The sequence below is a fragment of the Mumia sp. Pv4-285 genome (genome assembly GCF_041320275.1).
GTDB lineage: Bacteria > Actinomycetota > Actinomycetes > Propionibacteriales > Nocardioidaceae > Mumia > Mumia qirimensis.
Map to the genome: position 1 here is coordinate 1,339,432 of NZ_CP162023.1, position 24,307 is coordinate 1,363,738.

General features: G+C 71.3%; 17 protein-coding genes. 12 read left to right on the forward strand and 5 right to left on the reverse strand.

Annotated features, from left to right (window positions below):
- The first annotated feature begins 5 nt into the window (after positions 1 to 5).
- Genes AB3M34_RS06435 through nudC form a run of 3 tightly spaced genes read left to right on the forward strand, consistent with a single transcriptional unit; the run spans position 6 to position 7,691 of the window.
- A complete protein-coding gene (locus AB3M34_RS06435) occupies positions 6 to 3,512 on the forward strand; it encodes an ATP-dependent helicase (protein ID WP_370618321.1) in 3,507 nt (1,168 codons plus the stop codon).
- Positions 3,509 to 6,826, forward strand: coding sequence for a UvrD-helicase domain-containing protein (locus AB3M34_RS06440; protein WP_370618323.1), 3,318 nt, complete (start codon positions 3,509 to 3,511; stop codon positions 6,824 to 6,826). Before AB3M34_RS06435 ends, AB3M34_RS06440 begins: the two co-directional genes overlap by 4 nt.
- On the forward strand, positions 6,819 to 7,691 hold the full coding sequence (gene nudC / locus AB3M34_RS06445) for an NAD(+) diphosphatase (RefSeq protein WP_370618325.1): 873 nt from the start codon (positions 6,819 to 6,821) through the stop codon (positions 7,689 to 7,691). Before AB3M34_RS06440 ends, nudC begins: the two co-directional genes overlap by 8 nt.
- A gap of 21 nt (positions 7,692 to 7,712) precedes the next feature.
- Here nudC and AB3M34_RS06450 read toward each other — a convergent pair whose 3' ends face one another.
- The gene (locus AB3M34_RS06450) at positions 7,713 to 7,964 is read right to left on the reverse strand and encodes a mycoredoxin (RefSeq protein WP_370618327.1); all 252 of its coding nucleotides are present in this window, start codon (positions 7,962 to 7,964) and stop codon (positions 7,713 to 7,715) included.
- Between the two features lie 134 nt (positions 7,965 to 8,098).
- On the opposite strand from AB3M34_RS06450, the gene AB3M34_RS06455 reads away from it, so the two are divergent.
- Both AB3M34_RS06455 and AB3M34_RS06460 read left to right on the forward strand, forming a co-directional pair.
- Positions 8,099 to 10,159, forward strand: coding sequence for an ATP-dependent DNA helicase UvrD2 (locus AB3M34_RS06455; protein ID WP_370618329.1), 2,061 nt, complete (start codon positions 8,099 to 8,101; stop codon positions 10,157 to 10,159).
- Between the two features lie 413 nt (positions 10,160 to 10,572).
- Complete coding sequence (locus tag AB3M34_RS06460; RefSeq protein WP_370618331.1) at positions 10,573 to 10,842, forward strand: WhiB family transcriptional regulator; 270 nt, start codon at positions 10,573 to 10,575, stop codon at positions 10,840 to 10,842.
- 183 nt (positions 10,843 to 11,025) lie between these two features.
- On the opposite strand, the gene AB3M34_RS06465 is transcribed toward AB3M34_RS06460, so the two are convergent.
- Together AB3M34_RS06465 and AB3M34_RS06470 are read right to left on the reverse strand one after the other, a co-directional pair.
- The gene (locus tag AB3M34_RS06465; RefSeq protein ID WP_370618333.1) at positions 11,026 to 12,411 is read right to left on the reverse strand and encodes an ABC1 kinase family protein; all 1,386 of its coding nucleotides are present in this window, start codon (positions 12,409 to 12,411) and stop codon (positions 11,026 to 11,028) included.
- Positions 12,408 to 13,361, reverse strand: coding sequence for a hypothetical protein (locus AB3M34_RS06470; protein ID WP_370618335.1), 954 nt, complete (start codon positions 13,359 to 13,361; stop codon positions 12,408 to 12,410). The genes AB3M34_RS06465 and AB3M34_RS06470 overlap by 4 nt, the downstream gene beginning before the upstream one ends.
- Before the next feature lie 433 nt (positions 13,362 to 13,794).
- On the opposite strand from AB3M34_RS06470, the gene AB3M34_RS06475 reads away from it, so the two are divergent.
- Together AB3M34_RS06475 and AB3M34_RS06480 are read left to right on the forward strand one after the other, a co-directional pair.
- A complete protein-coding gene (locus AB3M34_RS06475; protein ID WP_370618337.1) occupies positions 13,795 to 14,355 on the forward strand; it encodes a M48 family metallopeptidase in 561 nt (186 codons plus the stop codon).
- A gap of 152 nt (positions 14,356 to 14,507) precedes the next feature.
- Positions 14,508 to 16,409 carry a bifunctional metallophosphatase/5'-nucleotidase gene (locus AB3M34_RS06480; RefSeq protein WP_370618339.1) on the forward strand — a complete coding sequence of 634 codons (1,902 nt, stop codon included), beginning with the start codon at positions 14,508 to 14,510 and terminating at the stop codon, positions 16,407 to 16,409.
- A gap of 200 nt (positions 16,410 to 16,609) precedes the next feature.
- On the opposite strand, the gene AB3M34_RS06485 is transcribed toward AB3M34_RS06480, so the two are convergent.
- Both AB3M34_RS06485 and AB3M34_RS06490 read right to left on the reverse strand, forming a co-directional pair.
- Positions 16,610 to 17,155 (reverse strand): NUDIX hydrolase, encoded by a 546-nt coding sequence (locus tag AB3M34_RS06485; RefSeq protein ID WP_370618341.1) that lies wholly within the window; start codon positions 17,153 to 17,155, stop codon positions 16,610 to 16,612.
- Complete coding sequence (locus AB3M34_RS06490; protein ID WP_370618343.1) at positions 17,152 to 18,684, reverse strand: zinc-dependent metalloprotease; 1,533 nt, start codon at positions 18,682 to 18,684, stop codon at positions 17,152 to 17,154. The genes AB3M34_RS06485 and AB3M34_RS06490 overlap by 4 nt, the downstream gene beginning before the upstream one ends.
- Positions 18,685 to 18,731: 47 nt before the next feature.
- Here AB3M34_RS06490 and AB3M34_RS06495 point away from each other — a divergent pair, with 47 nt between their 5' ends.
- From AB3M34_RS06495 to AB3M34_RS06515, 5 genes are read left to right on the forward strand one after another with little or no spacing between them, the layout of a single operon-like run.
- Entirely contained in the window at positions 18,732 to 19,157 is a 426-nt protein-coding gene (locus tag AB3M34_RS06495; RefSeq protein WP_370618345.1) for a molybdenum cofactor biosynthesis protein MoaE, read from the forward strand.
- A gap of 47 nt (positions 19,158 to 19,204) precedes the next feature.
- Positions 19,205 to 19,474 carry a hypothetical protein gene (locus AB3M34_RS06500; protein ID WP_370618347.1) on the forward strand — a complete coding sequence of 90 codons (270 nt, stop codon included), beginning with the start codon at positions 19,205 to 19,207 and terminating at the stop codon, positions 19,472 to 19,474.
- Complete coding sequence (locus AB3M34_RS06505; protein ID WP_370618349.1) at positions 19,471 to 20,520, forward strand: YlbL family protein; 1,050 nt, start codon at positions 19,471 to 19,473, stop codon at positions 20,518 to 20,520. The genes AB3M34_RS06500 and AB3M34_RS06505 overlap by 4 nt, the downstream gene beginning before the upstream one ends.
- A complete protein-coding gene (locus AB3M34_RS06510) occupies positions 20,511 to 21,029 on the forward strand; it encodes a PPA1309 family protein (RefSeq protein ID WP_370618351.1) in 519 nt (172 codons plus the stop codon). The genes AB3M34_RS06505 and AB3M34_RS06510 overlap by 10 nt, the downstream gene beginning before the upstream one ends.
- A 60-nt stretch (positions 21,030 to 21,089) precedes the next feature.
- Positions 21,090 to 24,047, forward strand: a complete 2,958-nt coding sequence (locus AB3M34_RS06515; protein WP_370618353.1) for a UPF0182 family protein — start codon at positions 21,090 to 21,092, stop codon at positions 24,045 to 24,047.
- Positions 24,048 to 24,307: the final 260 nt, after the last annotated feature.

Here is a 24,307-nt window from a genome sequence, read left to right on the forward strand (position 1 = left end):
GAGCCATGACCGACCACCCCGGGCCCCCGGCGTACGCGCTGGTGCCACCCCCGAGCGAGCGCGCCCCCGCACCCTCGCTCGACGCTCACCAGCAGGCCGTGGTCGACCATGCAGCCGGGCCGCTCCTCGTGCTGGCCGGTCCCGGCACGGGCAAGACCACGACGCTCGTCGAGACCGTGGTCGACCGCATCGAGCGCCACGGACTGCGCCCTGAACAGGTGCTCGTCCTCACGTTCAGCCGCAAGGCCGCCGAGGAGCTGCGCCACCGGGTGAGCGACCGGCTCGACCGCTCCGTCTCGACGCCGTTGGCGACCACGTTCCACTCGTTCTGCTACGGGCTCGTGCGGGAGTTCCAGGACCCCAAGAGCTACTCCGAGCCGCTCCAGCTGCTGTCCGCGTCGGAGTCCGACTCGCGCATCCGCGAGCTGGTGGTCGGCGGGCTGGACGACCGTACGGTCGCGTGGCCGGCGCGGCTCGGTCCCGCCCTGCGCACGCGTGGCTTCGCCGTCGAGCTCGAGCGGCTGATGACCCGCACGCGGGCGCTCGGCCTGGACCCTGAGGACCTCGCGGCGGCCGGCGCGGAGACCGGACGCGGTGACTGGGCGGCCGCGGCGCAGTTCTTCGAGGAATACCTCGACGTGCTCGACGCCCAGAACCTCATCGACTACGCCGAGCTCGTGCACCGCGCAGGCATCGTGGCCGGCGACCCGGAGCACCAGCCGGCGCTGCGCGACCGGTTCCGGTTCGTGATCGTCGACGAGTACCAGGACACCGACCCCGCCCAGGTCGCAATGCTGCGGGCCCTCGCCGGTGACGGGCGCGAGCTGGTCGTGGTCGGTGATCCCGACCAGTCGATCTACGCGTTCCGGGGCGCCGACGTCTCCGGCATCCTCGGCTTCTCCGACACCTTCCGTACGACGACGGGGGCACCCGCTCCGGTGGTGTCCCTGCGCCGTACGCGTCGGTTCGGCCCCCGCATCCTGGCGGCGTCGCGCGAGGTCGCTCAGCGCATCCCCCTGGGGCGCCTCGCCGTCGAGGCACGGGGGTTCCGTGACCCGGAGCCGAGCTCACGCGCGGCCGGAGACGAGGTGTGGGTCCGCAGGTTCGCCGACCCGGCCGCGGAGGCCGAGCACATCGCGCTGATGCTGCGCCGCGCGCACCTCGAGGAAGGGGTCGGCTGGGACGACATGGCGGTGCTGGTGCGCTCGGGTACGGCGATGCCGCGGCTGCAGCGTGCGCTGCAGGCCGCGGGGGTGCCGGTCGAGATGGCGGGTGCCGAGGTGCCGTTGCGCACGGAGCCGGCCGTCGCGGCGCTGCTCGGTGCGATGCGACTCTCGGTGGCTCTCGCGGAGGGCCGCGATCCCGACCCGGAGGCGGTCGAGCGCTACCTCACCGGACCGATCGGCGACCTCGACGCTGCCGAGCTGCGGATCCTCTGCCAGGAGCTGCGCCGTCGCGACGCGTACGACGACGAGGGCGAGCGACGACTCCCGCGCAGCTCCCGCGAGCTGCTGGTCGAGCTTGTCCGCGTGCCTCTCACGGTCGCTCCCCTTGTGGACGGCGCGACTCGTCGAGGCCGTGCGGGCGACGTCGCCCGCAGGGCGTACGCGGCTGCGGTTCTACTCGCCGACGCAGCCCGGCTGATCGCGTCGCAGACGTCACCCGAGCAGGTGCTGTGGACGATCTGGCGCGGCACGGGCTGGCAGGGGCGGCTGCTCGCCGCGATCGAGGGTGCTCGAGGTGACGTGCACGGTGGCGCTGCCGGAGCGGCGGTCGGGGGCAAGGATGCTGCCGCGGAGCTCCAGGTCACCGATGCCGACGCCGCCGCGGCCGCCCACCGCGACCTCGACGCGGTCGTCGCGCTGTTCGCCCTCGCCGCCCGGGCCGAGGAGAGCCAGCGCCGCCAGAAGGTCCCGGCCTTCCTCGACGAGGTCGCGCACCACGAGGTCCCGACCGACACCCTCGCCGAGCGCGGGCAGCGGGGTGCGGCCGTTCGTCTGCTCACCGCGCACCGTGCCAAGGGTCTCGAGTGGGACATGGTCGTGGTCGCCGGGGTCCAGGACGGCACCTGGCCCGACGTACGCCACCGCGGTTCGCTGCTGGCTGCCGAGCGGCTCAGCCCCGGTGACGGAGCCTCGGTCGCTCCTGCCCGCCTCGGCCTGCCCGCGACGGCCGCCGAGCTGGTCGCGGAGGAGCGGCGGCTGTTCTACGTCGCCGTGACCCGCGCCCGCACCCGGCTGGTGGTCACCGCGGTGGCGAGCCCCGACCCGGACGGCGACCAGCCGTCGGCGTTCGTCGCCGACATCGAGCGGCACGCGAACAGCGCGTCGACGTTCCCCGAGCGCCGCCCTCGCCGTGGCATGTCGCTGCGCGGAGTGATCGCCGAGCTGCGCGAGCTCGCCGAGTACGGCGCGACGCCCGCTGTGCGCGACGCCGCAGCGCGACGGCTGGGCACTCTCGCGGCCACCGCCGTGCCCGCCGTGGCGCCCGCCCACCCCGACGCGTGGTGGGGTCTGCGCGAGGTCACCCGGTCCGAGCAACCCGTCCGGGCGCTCGACAAGCCGGTTCAGCTCTCCGGCAGCTCGCTCGACGCCATCAGCTCCTGCTCGTTGTCGTGGTTCCTCACCCACGAAGCCAAGGGCGAGACGGTCAGCTCGACCGCCCAGGGCTTCGGCCTGCTCGTCCACGCGCTCGCAGCCGACGTCGTACGCGGCGGGACGGCGGCCGATCCCGGCGCGCTCGACGCGGCGCTCGACGTCGTGTGGGAGCGCCTCGCCTACGCCGCGCCCTGGGTCGCTCAGCGTGAACGCGAGGAGGCCCGGTCGGCGATCGGGCGGTTCGCACAGTGGCACGCCGAGCAGGAGCAGGCCGCACGCCGTCGTCCGCTCGCGGCCGAGCTCGGTTTCGAAGTACGCCTGCGGGTGGCCGACGACGACGTGATCCTCAGGGGTTCGATGGACCGCGTCGAGGTCGACGTCGACGGGTTCGTCCACGTGGTCGACTTCAAGACGGGCAAGTACGCCCCGACGGGGAGCGACATCGCCGAGCACGCCCAGCTCGGCGTCTACCAGCTCGCGATCCAGCACGGCGTGGCCGACGACCTGCTGGAGCCGGCGGGTGACCCGAGCGCGGCAGCGGCAGCGGCGCTGGACACAGAAGCCGACGGCACCGAAGCCGACGACGCCGCCGACGCCGACGCCGAGGCCGCCGCGATCGCCCGCAGCGGCGGTGCCGAGCTCGTCCAGCTGCGTCTCCAGGACTCTTCACGACGCCCCACCTCACCCAAGGTGCAGCCGCAGGACCCGCCTCGCGACGACGCGCCGTTCTTCGCCTACGCCCTGCTCGAGGACGCCGTCCGCACCGTCCGATCGGAGCAGTGGGTCGCGACGCCCAGCCCGAAGGCGTGCCAGTTCTGCCAGTTCGCCCGGGTGTGTCCGGCGAAGCCCGAGGGCTCGTCGGTCCTCGACGCCGTCGCGCCGACCGGGTTCACCGCGGAGGAGCAGGCCTCGTGACCGCAACCGCCGAGGCGACCGCGACCGCCGTCGAGCTCCCGCAGCTCATCCACGACGCCGACCACCTCCGTACGGTCCTCGGCATCCCGTTCTCCGCCGAGCAGATGGCGGCGATCCAGGCGCCGACCGACCGGCCGAGCGCGATCATCGCCGGCGCCGGTTCGGGCAAGACGACGGTGATGGCCGCACGGGTGGTCTGGCTCGTCGGCCACGACGGAGTGCTGCCGGGCGCGATCCTCGGCCTCACGTTCACCAACAAGGCTGCCTCCGAGCTCGCGCACCGCGTCCGTCAGGCGTTGGAGACGCTGGCGCGTGAGGCGGGGATGCCCGACCTGCTCGAGCGGTACGGCACGCCGACCGTGTCCACCTACCACGCCTACGCCGGCACGCTCATCACCGAGTACGGTCTGCTGCGCGGCTTCGAGCCCGACCTGCGGGTGACGACCGACGCCTCGAGGTTCCAGCGTGCGTTCCGCGCCATTGCCTCGTACCCCGGCTCCCTCACGCACGCGAGCACGTCCTTGCCGACCGTCATCGGGGAGGTGCTGGCTCTCGACGGTCAGATGGCCGAGCACCTCGTGACGCCCGACGAGGTGCGGGCGTTCGACGCCGAGATGCGTGTCGACGTCGAGCGAGCAACGGCCGAGATGAAGCCGGTCAAGCTCCACGGCGAGCTCGTCGAGGTCACACGGCGCCGCGACGAGCTGGTGACGCTCGTCGAGCGCTACCGTGCCGCGAAGTCCGAGGACGGGGTCGTCGACTTCTCCGACCAGATGGAGCGCGGGGCCCGCCTGGCGCTCGAGTGCGACGAGGTGTCGCGGTCGCAGCGGGAGCGGTTCTCGGTCGTTCTCCTCGACGAGTACCAAGACACCTCCGTCGCCCAGCGCGACATGCTTCGTGGGCTGTTCTCAGGCGGGAGCGGCGACGGCCTCGGACACTGCGTGACCGCCGTGGGCGACCCGTGCCAGGGCATCTACGGCTGGCGCGGTGCAGCGGCGAGCAACCTCACGGCGTTCCTGGACGACTTTCCGGCCGATCCTGACCGGCGCGGTGCGAGCCGTGACGACGACGCGACCCGGGGCAGCCTCTTCCACCTGCTGGTCAACCGCCGCAGCCGGGCCGAGATCCTCGAGGTCGCCAACCGGGTGGCCGCTCCGTACTACCAGGCGACCGAGGTCGTACGCCCGCTGGTGGCGGCCGACGGCACGGACGGCGGGACGGTCCGTGCCGCGTTGCACGAGTCGGTGGCCGACGAGGTCGACTGGATCGTCGACCAGGTCGCCGGAGCCCATGGCGACGGCGCGACTCCGTGGTCGGAGATCGCCGTCCTCGTTCGCACCAAGACCGAGGTCCCCACGCTGGTCGCCGCGCTGCGCGCCGAGGGCGTCCCGGTGGAGGTCGTCGGGCTCTCTGGCCTGCTCGCGCAGCCGGAGGTGTCCGATGTCGTGTCGGTGCTGCGGGTGCTCTCCGACCAGACGGCCAACGCCGCCCTGCTCCGGCTCCTCACCGGCCCACGGTGGAGGATCGGCCCGCGCGACCTCGCACTCCTGGGCCGCCGCGCCAAGCAGCTCGTCGGGGCGATGCGCGAGGCGCCCAGCGCGTCGCTCGAGGAAGAGCTCGAGCGCTCGGTCCGCGGCACCGACCCGACCGAGATCGTGTCCCTCGCCGATGCGGTCGACAGTCCGGACGACGAAGGGCACCGCCTCCCGTACTCCGACGAGGCGCGCGTCCGCTTCGCCGAGGTCTCGCGCCTCCTGCGAGGGCTTCGTCGCCGTTCGAGCGGCTCGCCCGCCGACACCGCGCGGCTCGCGGTGGCGGCTCTCGGCATCGACGTCGAGCTCGCCGCGACGCCCGGCACGGCGGCGCGGGTCGCTCAGGACAACGTCTCCCGGCTGCTCGACGTCGTCGCCGACGTCGTGGCGACCGACCCGTCGGCCGGACTGTCGGCGGTGCTGGCCTACCTCGACGCCGAGGAGGACTACAACGGCGGCCTCGAGGTGGCGTCGCCGAGCGACTCCGACTCGGTCAAGCTCCTGACGGTCCACACGGCCAAGGGCCTGGAGTGGGACGTCGTCCTCGTGCCGTTCCTCACCGCCGACGTGTTCCCCTCGACCCGGTCGCGACCGGCCTGGACGAAGAGCGCATCCGCGCTTCCGCACGACCTCCGCGGCGACGGCGCCGAGCTCCCGGTGGTCGAGGAGCTGAGCAACGCCGGTCACAAGGAGTTCCAGGCGGCGATGAAGGCCGACGCGGCGATGGAGGAGGTCCGGCTCGCCTACGTCGCGTTCACGCGCGCCCGCCGCCTGCTGATCGCGAGCGGCCATCGGTGGAGCCGGACCCGCAAGGACCCGTCCGAGCCGAGCGCCTACCTCGAGACGGTGGCGACCTGGCTGCGCAGCCGTGGCTCCGACGCCGAGCTGTGGGTCCCCGAGCCCGAGCACGATGCCGACAACCCGTTGCGGGGTCGTGCCGACGCCGTCGTCTGGCCGGTGGAGCCGCCCGAGGACGAGCTCGTACGCCGCCGCGAGGCCGCCGCGCTCGTCCGGGCGTACGCGGCGGACCCGCCGTCCGATCCGCAGCCGATGCTCATCGAGGTCGGCGACGCGGAGTCGCCGGAGGAGTCCGCGCAGCTCGCCAGGCTCGCCGAGATCGACGAGGAGGTCGAAAGACTCCTGACCGAGGCGCGCCGCACGCAGAGCGAGACGCTGGAGGTGCCGTTGCCGCCGAACCTGTCGACCACCTCCCTGATGGCGATGCGCAAGGATCCGGCAGCCTTCGCCCGCAGCCTCGCCAGGCCGCTCCCGCGTCCCCCCGCGCCCGCCGCACGGTTCGGCACGCGGTTCCACGCCTGGATCGAGGCGCACTTCGGCCAGCAGACCCTGATCGGTGACGACGAGCTCCCCGGGCTGCGTGGGCACGAGATCGCCGACGAGGTCGAGCTGGCCGAGCTGATCCGCGCGTTCGAGTCGGGTCCGATGGGCGACCGCACCCCGTACGCGATCGAGGAGCCGTTCACCCTGCGGCTCGGCGGTCAGCTGGTCAGCGGACGCATCGACGCGGTCTACCGGTCGGGCGACGAGTTCGAGATCGTCGACTGGAAGACGAACCGCCGGCCCGACGCCGATCCGCTGCAGCTGGCCGTCTACCGCCTGGCGTGGGCCGAGAAGCACGGTGTCCCGCTGGAGCGGGTGAAGGCGACGTTCCACTACGTGCGGCTGGGCACCTCTGTGACGCCGCCCGACCTGCCCGACCGCGCTGCGCTCGAGCGCCTCGTGCAGCCGATCGACGGGGGCGTAGGCTCGCCGCGTGGCTGAGGGATTCACGTTCGCGGACGGCGCATACAACCGGCACTCCGAGCGGCGTGTGGACGACGCCTTCATGGACAGGCTGTGGACGGATCCGGCGACAAGGGTGCTCCTGGTCGGCGGTGAGCACGTCTCGGCCGATGCCGACGGGCTCGTCTGGCACAGCCCCGACGACGTCCCCGCTGGCGACCGGCTCTACCTCGGCACGGTCGACGGAGCGGAGCACGCCGCCGTCCTGCTCGACAAGGTGCCTGACCCGGCGCGCGCGCTGCGGGTCGCCGCGCACGAGCTGTCGACGGCACAGGCCCGCCTGGGTGTCCACGCGGTCGGCGTCGCCCAGTGGCACCGGACCCACCCGCGCTGCTCGCGCTGCGGAGCGCCGACCGCCGTGGCCGAGGGCGGACACGTACGCCGCTGCCCGGAGTGCGGCGCAGTGCACTTCCCCCGTACGGACCCCGCGGTGATCATGCTCATCACCGACGACGACGATCGGGCCCTCCTCGGACGCCGTCCCGACTGGCCCGAGGGCAGGTTCTCGACGCTGGCGGGGTTCGTCGAGCCGGGGGAGTCGCTCGAGGACGCGGTGCGCCGAGAGACTCTGGAGGAGACGGCCGTCGAGGTCGGCGAGGTGTCGTACGCCGCGAGCCAGCCGTGGCCGTTCCCGTCGAGCCTGATGCTCGGGTTCTTCGGCAAGGCACGTACGACCGAGGTCACCGTCGACGGCACCGAGACCGCCGACGCGCGGTGGTTCAGCCGTGAGGACGTCCGCCGGATGACGACGTCGGGCGAGCTGGCGCTGCCGGGGTCGGTGTCGATCTCGCGCTGGCTGATCGAGCGCTGGTACGGCGCCCCGCTCGCCGGCTCCTGGCGCTGACCTTCAGGCGCCTGAGACGCCTCAGACGTTGAGCGCGGCGAGCTGGGCCTTGACCTGAGCGACCGACGGGTTCGTCAGCGCGGAGCCGTCCGCGAAGACGAGCGTCGGCACGGTCTGGTTGCCACCGTTGGCGCGCTCGACGACGAACGCGGCGTCCTCGTCCTGCTCGATGTCGACCTCGGCGAACGCGATGCCCTCACGGTCGAGCTGACTCTTGAGGCGCTTGCAGTATCCACACCAAGGTGTCGAGTACATCGTGAACGTGGCCGACATTCGTGTCCTTCTCTCCAACTACGCTGGGTGGCGGAACGGTCGCCGCCGTACGAGACAACGCTGTGCGGCGGCCAGCCTATTCCGACGATCGGGTGCAGCCCAGCGCGCCCGGCCACAGACCCCCGAGGAGATCCGTGCCGTCCGCCGACACCTTGCTCGACGCCCTCGATCCCGAGCAGCGAGAGGTCGCCCTGGCGCTGCGCGGCCCGGTCTGCGTCATCGCGGGCGCCGGGACCGGCAAGACGCGCGCGATCACGCACCGCATCGCGTACGGCGCGGCGACCGGGGTCTACAAGCCGACCGAGGTGCTGGCGGTGACCTTCACCGCACGGGCTGCGGGCGAGATGCGTGGGCGGCTGCGTCAGCTCGGCGCCGACGGGGTCCAGGCGCGCACCTTCCACGCCGCCGCCCTGCGGCAGCTCGGCTACTTCTGGCCCAAGCTGTACGGCACGGGGCTGCCCGAGCTGATCGCGTCCAAGATCCCGCTGGTGGCCGAGGCAGCGAAGCGCTGTCGCGTCCAGACCGACTCGGCGCTGCTGCGAGACCTCGCGGCCGAGATCGAGTGGGCGAAGGTCTCCAACGTCCGCCCCGACGACTACCCCAAGCTGGCGCCCGACGCCCACCGCGGCCTCGACGCGGTCGACGACGCGACGGTGTCGCGCGTCATGGCCGCCTACGAGGAGGTCAAGCGCGATCGCGGCCGAATGGACATGGAGGACGTGCTGCTCTGCACGGTCTCGATGCTCGCCGAGCACGAGCGGGTGAGCGCTGAGATCCGCCGGCAGTACAGGTGGCTCGTCGTCGACGAGTACCAAGACGTCAATCCCCTGCAGGCCGCGCTCCTCGACCAGTGGCTCGGCGGGCGCCACGACATCTGCGTGGTGGGCGATCCGCAGCAGACCATCTACTCGTTCGCCGGCGCCTCGCCCAAGCACCTGCGCGAGTTCTCCAAGCACCACCCCGGCGCGCAGCGCATCGAGCTCGTCCGCAACTACCGCTCAACCCCGCAGGTCGTTGCCGCCGCCAACGCGGTGTTCGCACGGGCGGGCCGCGACGGCGTGGTCCTCCGCGCGCAGCGCGACGCCGGGGTCGGGGTCACCTACACCCCGCACCCCGACGAGGTTGCCGAGGCCGAGTCGGTCGCCGCCCAGATCCTCCAGCTCCGGGCGGGCGGCACCCACCTGCGTGACGTCGCCATCCTCTTCCGGACCAACGCCCAGTCCGAGGCGTACGAGGAAGCGCTGGCCGCGCGCAACCTCCCGTACGTCCTGCGCGGTGTCGAGCGCTTCTTCGACCGGCCTGAGGTCCGCCAGGCGGTGACCCTGCTGCGTGGCCAGGCGCGCAGCGGTGATGCGGGGGAGGACGGGCTGGTCCCCGACGTCCGCACCGTCCTGGCGTCCATGGGCTACACCGAGACCGCGCCGACCACCGCAGGAGCCCAGCGCGACCGGTGGGAGTCGCTGCACGCCGTCGTCTCGATGGCCACCGACCTGCAGGCGGCGCAGCCCGACGCCGACCTTGCGGCGCTCGTCGACGACCTCGACCGCCGCGCCAAGCACGCGCACGCCCCGATCGCCGAGGGCGTCACGCTCACGACGCTGCACGCCGCGAAGGGTCTCGAGTGGGAGGCTGTCTTCCTCGTCGGCATGCAGGAGGGCACGGTCCCGATCACGTACGCGACCGACGACACGGCGGTCGAGGAGGAGCGGCGTCTCTTCTACGTCGGCGTCACCCGCGCTCGCGACCGGCTCGAGATCTCGTGGTCGCTCGCACGCACCCCGGGAGGCCGCGGCAACCGCCGTCCGACCCGGTTCCTCGACGGTCTGCGCCCGGCCGACGAGCAGATGTCGTCAGGCGCGTCACGGAGCCGCCGGACGCGCAAGGAACGCTCGATCGCCCGGTGTCGCACCTGCGACACCGTCCTGACGACGGGGGCAGAGCGCAAGCTGGGTCGCTGTCTCGACTGTCCGTCCAACTACGACGAGGAGCTGTTCGAGCGCCTCCGCGGATGGCGCAGCGAGCAGGCGACCGCCCAGAAGGTCCCCGCCTACGTGGTGTTCACCGACGCCACGCTCACCGCCATCGCAGAGGCGAAGCCGCAGGAGCCGACCGACCTTCTCAAGGTGCCGGGGGTCGGACGCACCAAGCTCGAGAAGTACGGCGCCGAGGTTCTCGCGCTGTGCGGGTCGGCCTGATCGGGCTTGAAAAATATTTCGCAAACATGGCGTTAATTGGTTTGCGCCTTGTCGCAGGGGCAGCGTAGGGTTTTGATTCGTCAGCCCCGGAACGAACTGAGAGAGGAGCGTACGCGTGATGGATATGACAGCGATCAACATCAACGGCGTGGGTGTCTGTGGCACCTATGTCGTCACGTCGCGTACGCGAGCCCTCGGGTGGTTTATGCCTGCCGCCGACCTCACGTCGCCGACCGCCATGAAGCACAAGTCCCCGGGATCTGCCCGCCGGAGTCCTGATTCGACCTAACGGTTGATCAGACGCCACTCAGGCCGCGGAACCCACACCCGGGATCCGCGGCCTTTCTGTCGTTTATCGGCAGGTCGCGTTGCCCCACCACCAGCAACCGCCTCTCTCATGACCAGGAGAAACCATGACGACCGCCGTGCTCGAGCACTCGGTGCAGCACACGACGATCCCGTGCCACGCCAACGATCCCGAGCTCTGGTTCGCCGAGACGCCCGCAGGCGTCGAGGACGCAAAAGCACTCTGCCTCGAGTGCCCGATCCGACGCGAGTGCCTGGCGGGCGCTCTCGAGCGGGGGGAGCCGTGGGGCGTGTGGGGTGGCGAGCTCTTCCTCAAGGGCACCGTCATCCCCCGCAAGCGCCCGCGGGGCCGTCCGCGCAAGGACGCCGTCGCCTGACGGAGTCACAGACATGCTGAAGGAGCTCCACGATGTTCGATCGCCTCGTACGCGCTGCGTACGGCGCGCGCATCCGGCTCGCCCGGATGCTCTAGCCCCACCCGAGAAACGGGCGGCCCCCGCGCACGCGGGGTGCCGCCCGTTCTGCTTCTCGCCCAGGGCTGTTTGCCGCCTGAGCGACCGTCAGTCGGCGAAGCCGGGCAGGCTCTCCTCGAGGATCCCGCGGAACGGCGCGGTGGCGCCGAGCTGGCTGAGGATGGCGAGGCCACCGCTCCAGACACGGTGGATGAGCAGGTACGAGGGAGGCAGGTTGATCTTCATCGCAGTGCCGAGGCCCTCGCGCGCCGGACGTGAGATGCGCAGCGCCTGCTCACGCATCCAGTCGCGGTCGAACGTGAAGAGGTCGTGGCGAGCCGGCTCGACGAAGGGCTCGAGGTAGGAGCGGATGATCTCCTCGTCGATCCGGACACCGGGCTTGAGGAAGCCCTCCGTGCGCAGGCCGTCGACGACGGTCCCGTAGTCGTCGTCGACCGCCGCGCGCAGGAGCCGCCCGATCACCGGTGGGAGTCCGCCCGGGACGCGGGCGACCGCGCCGAAGTCGACGACGCCGAGCCGCCCGTCGCCGATCACCCGATAGTTGCCGGGGTGCGGGTCGGCGTGGAGCATGCCGGCGCGGGTGGGTCCGGCGAACAGGAACCGGGCGAACAGCTCGCCGTAGTGGTCGCGCTCGCTGGGTAGGCCGTCGGTGATCACCTGGGCGAGGGAACCCTTGGACTCCATCCACGTCGTGATGAGGATCGTCTCGGTGTGGGTCACGACGTCGGGGACCACGATCTGCGGGTCGTCGGCGAACGCCGCCGCGAACTCGCGCTGCGCCTGAGCCTCCAGGCCGTAGTCGAGCTCCTCGCGGACGCGTTCGGCCAGTTCCTCGGCCAACGGCTTGACGTCGATCGACGGGAAGGCGATCGCGAACAGCCGGCTCAGCCGCCCGATCTGACGCAGGTCGCTGCGCATCGCTCCGGCCGCGCCCGGGTACTGCACCTTGACCGCGACCTCGCGGCCGTCGTACCAGCGTCCTCGGTGGACCTGGCCGATCGACGCCGCGGCGGCGGGCAGCTCGTCGAGCTCGATCAGCTGCTCCCGCCACCGCGGGCCGAGCTCGCCGGCGAAGATCCGGTGCACCGTCGACGTGGGCATCGGCGGGGCGTCGTCCTGCAGCCGGGTGAAGGCGTTGCGGTACGGCTCGACGAGCTCGGGCGGCATGGCCGCCTCGTACACGCTCATGGCCTGACCGAACTTCATGGCGCCGCCCTTGAGCTCTCCGAGGACGGCGAAGATCTGCTCGGCGGTGCGGATCTGCACCTCGGTCAGGACGGCGTTGGCGGGCGCCCCGACGAGCCGGCGGCCCATGCCGAGGGTCGTACGGCCGGCGAACCCGATCGGCAGCGACGCGAGCTTGGCCGCGCGCGCGATGGACCGCTGGGGGACACCGGAATCGCGGTTGCCCTTGCGGGGCTGATCGCCACCGGTGCCGGCGCGGTCGTCGGACATGCTGCCGCCGTCGCTCATGCCGTCATTCTGACACCTCGGGCAACCCGGACACGGCGGTCGAACCCCGAGCCGACCGAGAGGATCTGGCAGGGGCAGTCCGGCTGGAGCGCCACGGGGGAGGGCGGGCTCGTACGCCGGTCGTCGCCGAGGATGACCACAGCGCCGTCGACGTCGGTCGGCCGCCCGTCGCAGTAGGCGAGGACGGTGGCGGCCAGCTCGACCGCCATCGCGTGGCCGCTGAGCGCGTCGAACGCGTGCGGGTGCGAGAGCGGAGCCTGGGCGATGGGCCGCGAGAGCTGTTCGAGAAGCACGGGCCACGCCGGGTCGTAGCCAGCCCGGTCCACGTCGTCGCAGCGGACGCAGGGCGTCAGCCCGGGGCGTACGAGGGGGCCGAGGCGCAGGTGGTGGGCCTCCTGCACGACCGGGAGGTGGGGGATGCCGGCGCCGGTCAGGACGTCGAGCGCCTCCCGTGGGCCCGGCCCGGCAGAGATCACGACCACCAGCGCGGGCAGGTCGACGGGGCCGAGCGTCGCGGACACGCCCGCGTCGGTGAGGACTCGCCGGAGGCGGTGGGCGAGCTGCTCGGTGTGGGGTTCGCAGGTGATCTCGACCGGCGCGGAGGCCCGGGTCGCGAGGCGCGCGCTGACCTCCGTACGGGTGATGCCGCCGATCGCGAGTGCACGTGCTTCGCCGATCAGCGCGTCGCCGCGGACGTCGTCCCACCACTCCGCGTCGACCACCGCCCCGGCCCGCACGAGCGCGTCGGCGGCCTGGACGAGCTCGTCGACCGGCACGCCCGACGTCGCCGCGATGGTGAAGAGGTCTCGGGTGCCGTCGGCCGAGCGGAGCACCTCGGAGACCCCTGAGCTGTCGGTCACGACGACCGCCGAGCCGGGGACGGTGCCGACCTGCAGAGCATGGGCGCTACGGCGCACGACCGTGCTGCCGGGGCGGAGCAAGGGCTTCATCCGGGGTGCTCCTCGGGCATGGTGGGCGAGGGGGTCGGTCCACCCTGCCCGAGGAACGGAGTGCGGAGGGACGCCGTCCACAGGTGGGTCGACGATCCACAGACTCCGCACGAGGTGGTCCCGGCCAGGCCAGCCGCCTGCCTTCCCCTTGCCGACGCCCAGCCCGGCCAGGACCCGATCTCACGCCACGCTAGGTCGACCTCGTGAGGTCGGCAATCCCAAGTCGCGTGTCGTTGTCCACGCCTGTGGACAACCCTGGGGAAACCCTGTGGGAACCGCCGAGGAAGGCTGTGGAGATCGTGTGGCGACCGGTGCACAACGGGGGGACGTCGTGAGCGGTCGCAGCTTCTGCACAGCCTGTGACCTGCCAGAACGCCCTGGATCACCTGTGGACACAGAAAATTCGTCCCCGCGGCAGGCGTACCGTGGCGTCATGGCCTCCCCCCTCGACCGGACGTCGGGTCCCACGACCGCCTCGCCCCAGGTGGAGATCCGCCGCAGCGCCCGCAGACGCAAGTCTGTCCAGGCGTACCGCGACGGAGACCGCATCGTCATCCTCATGCCGGCCGGCTTCTCGCGTGCCGAGGAGAAGCGCTGGGTCGAGACGATGGTGGCCAAGATCGAGAAGCGCGAGCGCCGTACGCGGCTCGACGACACCGACCTCCACGCCCGAGCCGACGCGCTCAGCGCGGAGTTCCTCGACGGTGCCGCTGACGCGGCGAGCGTGCGGTGGGTCGACAACCAGAAGCGACGCTGGGGGTCGTGCACGCCCGAGGACCGCACCATCCGCCTGTCGAGCCGGCTGCGCGACCTGCCCGACTGGGTGATCGACTACGTCCTCCTCCACGAGCTCGTCCACCTCCTCGTGCCGCACCACGGGCCCGAGTTCTGGGCGTACGTCGAGCGCTACCCGCGCACGGAGCGTGCCCGCGGCTTCCTCGAAGGCGTCGCCGCGGGCGCCGCGTGGAAGACGGACGAGGACTGGGAGGGCTGAGCCCGACTGAAGGCTGTCCCATTGGTGGGCTGAGCCCGACTGGAGGGAGGTGCCGGAGATCTGACCAGATCCCGTCAGGTTCTGCCGACGCGGTTCTGGCGACCTGGGGTGAAGATGGGCCCATCAGATGTGCCCGCCCCCGGAGGAGCCCCATGACTGCGCAGCACAACCCAGAGCCGCAGCTCGAGCCCGGTGCGGCCTCGCCGTCGCACCCGCTTCGACGCCGCACCGTCATCACCGGATCCGCCGCCGCTGCGGCGCTGGCCGCCGCCGGCTACGCGGCACCCGCGTCCGCCCACGGCAAGGGCCACGGCCACGGTCACGGTCACGGCGGTCGTGGCACCACGACCTTCACCGTCCTCGGCACGACCGACCTGCACGGCAACGTCTTCAACTGGGACTACTTCAAGAACGCCGAATACACCGACTCGGCCTCGAACGACATCGGCCTCGCCAAGATCTCGACGCTCGTCGACGCGATGCGCGAGGGCCACACCTCTCCGTGTCCGCTGCTCATTGACGCCGGAGACACGCTCCAGGGCACCTCACTCGCGTACTACTACGCCAAGATCGAGCCGATCGGCCGCAAGGTCGTGCACCCGATGGCCCGCGCGATGAACGCGATCGGCTACGACGCCGCCGCGCTCGGCAACCATGAGTTCAACTACGGCATCCCGCTGCTCCGCACGTTCGAGCGGCAGTGCGACTTCCCGCTGCTCGGCGCCAACGCTCAGGACGCGGTGACCGGTCTGCCGGTGTTCCCGCCGTTCGTCATCAAGAAGGTGCGGGTCGGGCGCGAGACGATCCGCGTCGGCATCCTCGGGCTCACCAACCCGGGCATCGCGATCTGGGACAAGGCCAACGTCGAGGGCAAGATGGTGTTCCCGGGCCTCGTCGAGGTGGCCAAGCACTGGGTCCCCAAGATGCGCCGCGCGGGTGCGGACGTGGTGATCGTCTCCGCGCACTCCGGTGCCGACACGTCTTCCTCGTACGGCGACGCCCTCCCGTACCCGGAGAACTCCTCGAGCCTGGTCGCCGAGGAGGTGCCCGGCATCGACGCGATCCTGGTCGGCCACGCGCACGTCGAGATCGGACAGCGGATCGTCAAGAACAAGGCGACCGGCAAGGACGTCATCCTGACCGAGCCGCTGCGGTGGGGCATGCGGCTGTCGGCGATCGACGTCACGGTCAAGCGCAAGCGGCGCGGGTCGGGCTATGAGGTCGTCGGCGTCACCTCGCAGGTGCTCAACGCCAACACGGTGGCCGAGGACCCGGAGATCGTGAAGATGCTGACGGCCGACCACGAGAAGGTCGTCACCTACGTCAACTCGGTGATCGGCACGTCGCTCACGGCCATGTCGGCGGCGACGGCGCCGTGGGAGGACACCGCGGCGATCGACTTCATCAACTACGTGCAGGCCGACGCGGTCAAGAAGGCGATCGCCGGCACGCCCGAGGCCGATCTCCCGATGCTGAGCATCGCGGCCCCGTTCAACCGTGCGGCGGCGATCCCCGCGGGTGAGGTCTCCGTACGCGACGTGGCGGGGCTCTACATCTACGACAACACGCTGCTCGGCATCGTGTTCACCGGGGCGGAGGTCAAGGCGTACCTCGAGTTCTCGGCCCGCTACTTCAAGCCGGTCTCGGGCACCGGGCCGTTCCCGTCGAGCCAGGTCACCAACGCCGTGACCGACACCGCGCCGAACGGCACGCCGGACTACAACTACGACATCATGGGCGGCCTCGACGCCGCGTTGACCTACGACATCGACCTCGCGCAGCCGGTCGGTTCGCGCGTGGTCGGGCTCGCGTACGGCGGGGCACCGGTGGCTGCGGACCAGCGGTTCGTGATCGCGATCAACAACTACCGCCAGTCCGGTGGCGGCAACTTCCCGGGCGTCAAGACCGCGCCGGTCGTCTACAACGCGCAGGTGGAGATCCGGCAGCTGCTGATCGACTGGGTCACGGAGGTCGGCACCATCGATCCGGCGCTGTTCGCGTCGCTCGACTGGCGCCTCGTCCACGCGGGGTCACCGATCACCGTCACCGCGTAGCCCCGCACGCGTCTCCGGCCGCCGCGCCTGCCCCTCACGCCCCCCCGTTTGGGGTGCTCACACCTCAAGCGCGGCGATCGCACCGAAGATATGGGGTGCGATCGCGCCCCATCGGGTGTGAACACCTCAAACGGGGAGCGGACGTGGCGGCGAAGCGGGGCGGAAGCGGCGTGGCGGCGGGGCGGCGCGGAACGGCAGCGTCAGGCCAGGGCGAGGCGCGACTGCGCGGCGGCGACCAGCGCGCGTACGGAGTCGTCCGTGTCCGGGAGCGCATCCACGTCGAACCAGGCGAGGTCGAGCGACTCGTCACTGATCGCGGGTACGGCGCCGGTCGCGGCGACGGCCAGCATCTGGACGTCGAGGTGCTGGGCGTCGTCGCGTCCGCCGCAGACGAGGCTGTGGCGGTCGAGGCGCAGCGGCTCCGGGTCGACGTCGAGCCCCGCGATGCCGGACTCCTCGGTGGCTTCGCGCAGCGCCGCCCCGCGCACGGTGACGTCACCGTCCTCGCAGTGCCCGCCGGTCTGGAGCCATCGCTGGAGCTTGCGGTGGAGCGTCAGCAGCACCTGCGAGCCGTCTGCCGACACGATGAGTGCGCTCGCCGTCAGGTGGTGCGGCAGGCAGGTGCGTTGGAGCGCGTCGGGCCGGTCGCGCAGGTGCGCCAGGTAGTCCTCGCGCAGCGCGTCCTGCTCGGCGTCGGGCGCGGCCCAGCCGGACAGGACGGCGTACGCGTCGGAGTGCAGGCTCAACGGTCGGAGCCGGGGCGGCCTTCGCCCTCGCCGCCAGCACCCTCGTCGCCAGCACCCTCGTCGCCGTCGCCAGACCCGTCGGCCGGAGCGTTGCCGTCCGTCTTGTCGGCATCAGGCGTCCCGCCGTCGAGCAGGTCCGCGAGCGCGGCGTCGAAGTCGGCGTCGCTGGTGCTCTGCGCCACGTCGTCGTCGCCGTACGCGAAGCCGAGCGGGTCGTCGAGGTCAGCAGGCGTCGGCATCAGGTCGGGGTGCGACCAGACGGCGTCACGTGCCTCGGCCCCACGGCGGTCGCGCAGCGCCGCCCACAGGGCCGCGGCGTCGCGGAGTCGGCGGGGACGCAGCTCGAGACCGACGAGCGCCGCGAACGTCTGCTCGGCCGGACCGCCGGCTGCACGGCGTCGCCGCATCGCCTCGCGGAGCGCCGGGGCGCTCGGCATCCGGCCGTCGGTGGCCTGCGTGACGACGTCGTCGACCCAGCCCTCGACGAACGCGAGGAGCGCCTCGAGCCGGGTCAGCACCGCCTGCTGCTGCGGGGTGCGCTCGGGCTCGAAGAGGCCACCCTGGAGCGCCTCTTGGGCGGCTTCGAGGTTGGTGGGGTCGAGGCCGCGCATCTTCTCCTCGATCGAGGAGACGTCGATCGTCGTGCCGCGGCCGAACTCCTCGATCGTCGCGAGCATCCGACCGCGCAGCCACGGGGCGTGGGCGAAGAGCCGCTGGTGCGCGCACTCGCGCAGCGCGGCGTACAGGAAGACGTCGGTGTCGGTCTGGTCGAGGCCCTCGCCGAACGCGCGGACGTTCGCCGGGAGGAGTGCGGAGACGCCGGCCGGCCCGAGGGGGAGACCGACGTCGGTGGTGGAGAGGACCTCGGTCGCCAGCGTGCCGATCGCCTGACCGACCTGGCTGCCGAACATCGCGCCGCCGGCCTGGTTGAGGATGCCGACGAGGGGCCCGGCCATCGCCTTGGCCTCCTCGGGGAGCGCGTTGCCCATCGCCGCGACGACGTGCTCCGCGATCGGCTCGACCATGGCGCGCCAGGTCGGCATCGTCGACTCGACCCACTGCGAGCGGCTCCACGCGACGGAGCGCGTGGACGCGGCGGGGATGTCGGTCGCGGTGTCGAGCCAGACCTCGGCGAGACGCATCGCATCGTCGACGGCGGACGACTCGGTGCTCAGCGGAGACGGGTCGGGCGACGCGACGACCGTACGGCGTGCCACGTCGGTCGCGAGGTCCCAGTTCACGGCGCCCTCGTGGGGCGCGAACATGCGCTGCATCTGCTGCATGAGGAGGTTCATGTCGGGCATCTGCCCGCCTCCGCCTCCGAACATCTCGCCGAACCCGCCGAACAGTCCCTCCATCGGGGTCCCGGCGAACGGGTTGCTGCCGGCCGGGGTGTCGCCGCCGCCCTGGGAAGGACCGGGGACCTTGCCGAACCCGATGCCGTGATCGGGCGTGCGGTCGTCGCCGCTCGGCTTCCCCTCCGGGTCGTCGGGAAGGTCGTCGGGCTGGCGGTCCGCGTCGTCAGGCATGTCTCCAACGTACCCGCGAGGCCCGCGGCACCCTAGGCTTGTTCGCCATGAGCGATGTACTCCGGTTGATCGACGTGCGGGACGAGCCTCTCGACATCTCCGAGGTGTACGACGCGGTGGCCGACGACGCCGCCGGAGCGGTCGTGCTCTTCGTCGGCGCTGTCCGTGACCACGACTCCGGCAAGGAGGTCGACGGCCTCGAGTACTCGGCGCACGCGCGGGTCCTCCCGGTCCTGCAGGCGCTGGCCACCGAGGTGTCGGCCGGGACGCCCGTACGAGGGGTCGCGGTGGTGCACCGGGTCGGTGACCTCGACGTCGGTGAGCTGGCAGTCGTGGCTGCGGTGTCCGCCCCGCACCGGCCGGAGGCGTTCGAGGTGTGCCGCGCGCTCATCGAGCGGCTGAAGGCCGAGGTCCCGATCTGGAAGCACCAGCTGTTCGACGACGGCACCGACGAGTGGGTCGGCACCCCGTAGGGGCGCGCCTGGGGCGGCCGTGCGGCCCGGGTGCCTAGACTGAGCGGGTGAAGATCCTGCTGTGGCTGGCGGTGCCGCTCGCCGTGACGGCGCTCGCGATGGTGTGGGCAGCGTGGTACGCCCGCCGCGGCGCCGACGAGTCAGCGCGCGGCGGCGCCCGCCCCGGCCGTACGTGGGGTCCCGGCGACCCGGCGTACGCGCGGTTCAGCGACGCCGTACGCCGCCCGCTGCCCGAGGCGGTCCACGCACGGCAGGCTCCCCAGCGCGCCAGCGGTGTCGTCGTACGCCGTTCGGGGCCGGTGAACGGGAAGCGATGACTCGACGTACTTCCACCCTGGCTGCGGCCGGGCTGCTGGTCGTGAGCCTGTTCGCGGTGGCCATGCTGCTGCCCGTCCCGTACGTCACGATGCGCCCGGGCCCGACGGTCGACGCGCTCGGCGACTACGACGACAAGCCGGTGCTCGAGATCGAGGGCGCCAAGACGTACCCGACCGAGGGCGAGATCCGTCTGACCACGGTCTCGGTGACCCGTGCCGACTCGCGCGTGAGCCTGCCGCAGGCGGTCATGGCGTACGTGAACCCCAAGGAGGCCGTCGTCCCGCGCGACCTCGTCTATCCCGAGGGTCAGACGGCCGAGGAGTCGAAGCAGGAGAACGCGGTCCAGATGCAGTCGTCGCAGCTGACCTCCGAGGCAGCGGCGCTCACGGAGGCCGGCTACGAGGTCGAGTCGGTCGTCACGGTCGCGTCGGTGGCCAAGGACGGACCGTCCGCGGGCGTGCTCGAGGTCGGTGACGTCCTCGTGAGCGTGGACGGGAAGAAGGTCACCGGGACGGAGCAGGCCGTGTCGCTCGTCTCGTCCCAGGAGCCCGGATCGGTCATCACGGTCGAGATCCGACGCGACGACAAGCCGAAGACCGTCGAGGTGACGTCCGAGAAGTCGCCCGACGACCCGACGAAGGCACGCATCGGCGTGAGCCTCGGCTCCGACGTCGAGCTGCCGTTCACGATCACCAACAACCTCGGCGCGTCGATCGGCGGCCCGAGCGCCGGCCTGGTCTTCGCGCTGTCGCTCTACGACATGCTCACCCCGGGCGCGCTCACCGACGGCGAGACGATCGCCGGCACCGGGTCGATCGATGCCGCCGGCACGGTCGGTCCGATCGGTGGCATCCAGCAGAAGCTCGCCGGCGCTGCCGACGCGGACGCGACCGTGTTCATGGTCCCCGACGGCAACTGCGAAGAGGCGGCGGCCTCGGACGACTTCGGCATGCGACTCGTACGGGTCGCCACGCTGGACGACGCCATCAATGCGCTCGAGAAGCTCTCCGACGATCCGAAGGCCGAGGTGCCGACATGCAGCTGACACCCACGAACCCCCTCCGCGAGACCGCGCTCGAGATCGCGGAGGTCGCGCAGTCCTCCGGCTGGGACGTGCCGCCGCGCCTGTACGCGCTCGTGCGCACGGCGTCGCTGATCGCCGACGAGCCGGCGCTCGCCCGCGAGCTGGGGGTCGGCCCCGACGAGGCCGACGACTCGTACACCGCGGTGGAGCAGGACGAGCTCCCCATGGAGCGGTCGTTCGAGGACTTCGTGTCCGAGATCGTGTGGCCGCCGCAGGTCGACGGTACGGCGGTGGTGCTGGAGCGCCTGATGCTTCCGCCGGAGGCCGAGGGCGCCCTCCCGGAGGACGACTCGGTGGTCGACTTCGCCGCCGAGCACCCCGACCGCCAGGAGGTGCGGCTGACGGTCGCCGTCACCCGTGACGGACAGGCGCACTGCATCGTCGAGGCACGCGGGAGCGATTCACTCGCCGAGGGCCCGGATCTCGTTCCGGGACTCGTGACGATGCTTCGGCAGACTCTTGTGGAGTGACCTGGCACACTGGCATCCCGGAACGCAGCCGTGCGCGAGCACACCCAATGAAGGAGACTCGTGAGCGAAGGATCCGCCGCCGCCCGACCTCAGCCTGACGTAGGCCGGCAAGGACGACGTGTCCTCATCCCCACCATCATCACGTTGGTCGCGCTGCTGTTCCTGGGCGCGATCTTCACCGGTGTGTGGACGGACAGGCTGTGGTTCCGCTCGGTCGACTACGCCAGCGTGTTCTCCACGATGCTCAGCACGCGGGTGCTGCTGTTCGTCGTGTTCGGTGTGCTGTTCGCCGCCGTCGTGCTGCTCAACGTGTGGCTCGCGTACCGCGCGCGTCCCAGGACGCCGGCGATGGCCCGTCCCAACGACCCGGTCGTCCGCTACCGCGACGCGATCCACCCGCTCCGCAAGCCGGCGATGGCTGCGCTCGGCGTGGTGCTCCTGCTCTTCGCCGGATCGTCGGCGGCCGGGCAGTGGCGCACATACCTGATGTGGCGCAACGGCACCTCGTTCGGCAACGACGACCCGACGTTCGGCCGCGACATCTCGTTCTTCGTCTTCGACTACCCGTGGCTGCGGTTCCTGACCGCGTACGGGTTCGCGCTGCTGATCGTGTCCGTGCTCGCCGTGGCGTTCGTCTACTACGTGTACGGCGGCATCTCGCTGTCGGGCAAGAACCGCCGCATATCGCGCGCGACCCAGACGCACCTGTCGATCCTCATCGGCCTGATCATGCTGCTGAAGGCCTTCGCGTACTGGTTGGACCGCTTCGGGTTCTCGGTCGACAGCGGCAGCCTGCTCACCGGCATCTCCTACACCGACGCCAACGCGCGCATCCCGAGCAAGAACATCCTGCTCGCCGTCTCCCTGCTGTGCGCGCTCCTGTTCTTCGCGAACGCGATCTGGCAGAACTGGCTCCTCCCCGGCATCAGCCTCGCGCTGCTCGTCCTCACCTCGGTGCTGATCGGCGGCATCTGGCCCGCGATCATGCAGTCGTTCCAGGTGAACCCGGACGAGCCGGACCGCGAGGAGCCCTACATCGCGAAGAACATCGAGGCGACGCGCGACGCGTACGGCATCGCCGACGTCGAGGTGCGCGACTACAACGCCAAGACGACGCTGACGCCCGAGCAGCTGACCGAGTCGGCGGAGTCGCGTGTCAGCACGCGCCTGCTCGACCCGACGCTGGTCTCGCCCGCGTTCGAGCAGCTGCAGCAGGTCCGTGGCTACTACAACGTCCCGCCGACGCTCGACGTCGACCGCTACGCCATCGAGGGCAGCGACACCCCGCAGGACATCGTCATCGCCGCCCGCGAGCTCGACCTCTCCGGTCTGCCGGACAACCAGCGCAACTGGGCCAACGACCACACCGTCTACACCCACGGCTACGGCGTGATCGCCGCGCAGGGCAACCAGCGCGACAGCCAGGGCGAGCCCGTCTGGGTCGAGCGCGACATCCCGCCGGTGGGCGAGCTCAAGCTCGACAAGCAGCCGCGCATCTACTTCGGCGAGGGCTCCCCGTCGTACTCGATCGTCGGTCGCCCGGACGGCGCCGAGCCGATCGAGGTCGACATCCCGCGCGGCAACGGCACCACTGAAGAGGACACGGACGATGCCGACGCCGCGGCCGCCGACGCCGACGGCGAGACGGCCACCCAGAACATCTACGACGGTGAGGGTGGCGTCGGCATCGGCAGCATGTTCCGCAAGCTGCTGTACGCCGTGAAGTTCAGCGAGCCCAACATCGTGCTCTCGAACCGTGTCAACGAGAACTCCAAGATCCTGTACGACCGCAACCCGCGCGACCGCGTCTCCAAGGTCGCGCCGTGGCTGACGATCGACGGCGACCCGTACCCCGCGGTCGTCGACGGCCGCGTCGTCTGGATCATCGACGGCTACACCACGTCGTCGAACTACCCGTACTCCGAGAAGGTCTCGCTCGACGAGGCCACCTCCGACACCCTCACCGGCTCCGGAGCGCAGGCGCTGCTCCCGTCGGACCAGGTCAACTACATGCGCAACGCCGTCAAGGCGGTCGTCGACGCGTACGACGGCACGGTCGACCTGTACGAGTGGGACACCGAGGACCCAGTCCTCAAGACCTGGATGAAGGTCTTCCCGGACACGGTCAAGCCGAAGTCCGAGATCTCCGCCGACCTGCTCCAGCACCTGCGCTACCCGGTCGACATGTTCAAGGTGCAGCGCAACATCCTCGGCGCCTACCACGTCACCGAGCCGCAGACCTTCTACGAGGGCGGCGAGCGCTGGAAGATCCCGGAGGACCCGACCGCCAAGGGTGCGCTCCAGCCGCCGTACTACCTCTCGATCCAGCGTCCCGGTGAGGAAGAGCCGCGGTTCTCGCTGACGAGCGTGTACCTCCCGAACAACCGCCAGAACCTGGCCTCGTTCGTGTCGGTGAACTCGGAGGCGAGCGACGCCGAGAACTACGGCAAGCTACAAGTCCTGCAGCTGGGCTCTGCCACCACGGTGGACGGCCCGAACCAGGTCGCCAACAAGTTCGAGGCCGACAGTCGCGTCTCGCAGGCTTTGCTGCCGTTCAAGTCGGCCGAGACCAAGGTGCTGTTCGGCAACCTGCTGACGCTGCCTGTCGGCGAGGGACTGCTGTACGTCCAACCGGTCTACATCAGACGTAGCGCGACCGAGGGCTCCTATCCGGTGCTCCAGTTCGTCATCGCGTCGTTCGGCGAGGGCATCGGCTTCGGCACAGACCTCGACGAGGCGTTGCGGGTCGCGCTCGGCATCGAGGGTGCGCCGGCGCCAGATCCTGAAGAGGGCGGCACCGGCGGTGACGGTGACGGCGGTGCCACACCGACCCCGGCGCCGACGCCGCAGAGCGTGGAGCAGCTCCTCGAGCAGGCGGACGCCGCGTACGACGCCGCCCAGAAGGCGCTCGAGGCCGGCGATCTCGGCGAGTACCAGGCGCAGGTCAACGAGATGGCGCGCATCCTCGACCGTGTCAAGGGCCAGGTCGGCCAACCGACGGCAACACCCACGCCCTAGCGGCGGTCTTGAGACGCGCTCGTCTCTCGCCCTCCTCGACCGACGGGAGTGCCGCTGGTCGAGGCGCGAAGCGATTCGAGACGGGTCTCGAGACGGGCTCGTTCCTCGCCCTCCTCGACCAGCGAGGGTGGGTCGCTGGTCGAGGCGTGAAGCCCTTCGAGACGCCCTCGCAAGCTCGGGCTCCTCAGGACAAGCGATCGAGACCACTCGGCGACGCCTACGCCCACTGAGCGACGTCTATCCGCGTCGCTCAGTGGGCG

Bases quoted from the DNA above. Each gene is read 5' to 3' on its own strand.
- AB3M34_RS06435 (WP_370618321.1), top strand. From the start codon at position 6: ATGACCGACCACCCCGGGCCCCCGGCGTACGCGCTGGTGCCACCCCCG.
- AB3M34_RS06450 (WP_370618327.1), bottom strand. From the start codon at position 7,964: ATGTCGGCCACGTTCACGATGTACTCGACACCTTGGTGTGGATACTGC.
- AB3M34_RS06460 (WP_370618331.1), top strand. From the start codon at position 10,573: ATGACGACCGCCGTGCTCGAGCACTCGGTGCAGCACACGACGATCCCG.
- AB3M34_RS06465 (WP_370618333.1), bottom strand. From the start codon at position 12,411: ATGAGCGACGGCGGCAGCATGTCCGACGACCGCGCCGGCACCGGTGGC.
- AB3M34_RS06470 (WP_370618335.1), bottom strand. From the start codon at position 13,361: ATGAAGCCCTTGCTCCGCCCCGGCAGCACGGTCGTGCGCCGTAGCGCC.
- AB3M34_RS06475 (WP_370618337.1), top strand. From the start codon at position 13,795: ATGGCCTCCCCCCTCGACCGGACGTCGGGTCCCACGACCGCCTCGCCC.
- AB3M34_RS06480 (WP_370618339.1), top strand. From the start codon at position 14,508: ATGACTGCGCAGCACAACCCAGAGCCGCAGCTCGAGCCCGGTGCGGCC.
- AB3M34_RS06490 (WP_370618343.1), bottom strand. From the start codon at position 18,684: ATGCCTGACGACGCGGACCGCCAGCCCGACGACCTTCCCGACGACCCG.
- AB3M34_RS06495 (WP_370618345.1), top strand. From the start codon at position 18,732: ATGAGCGATGTACTCCGGTTGATCGACGTGCGGGACGAGCCTCTCGAC.
- AB3M34_RS06505 (WP_370618349.1), top strand. From the start codon at position 19,471: ATGACTCGACGTACTTCCACCCTGGCTGCGGCCGGGCTGCTGGTCGTG.
- AB3M34_RS06510 (WP_370618351.1), top strand. From the start codon at position 20,511: ATGCAGCTGACACCCACGAACCCCCTCCGCGAGACCGCGCTCGAGATC.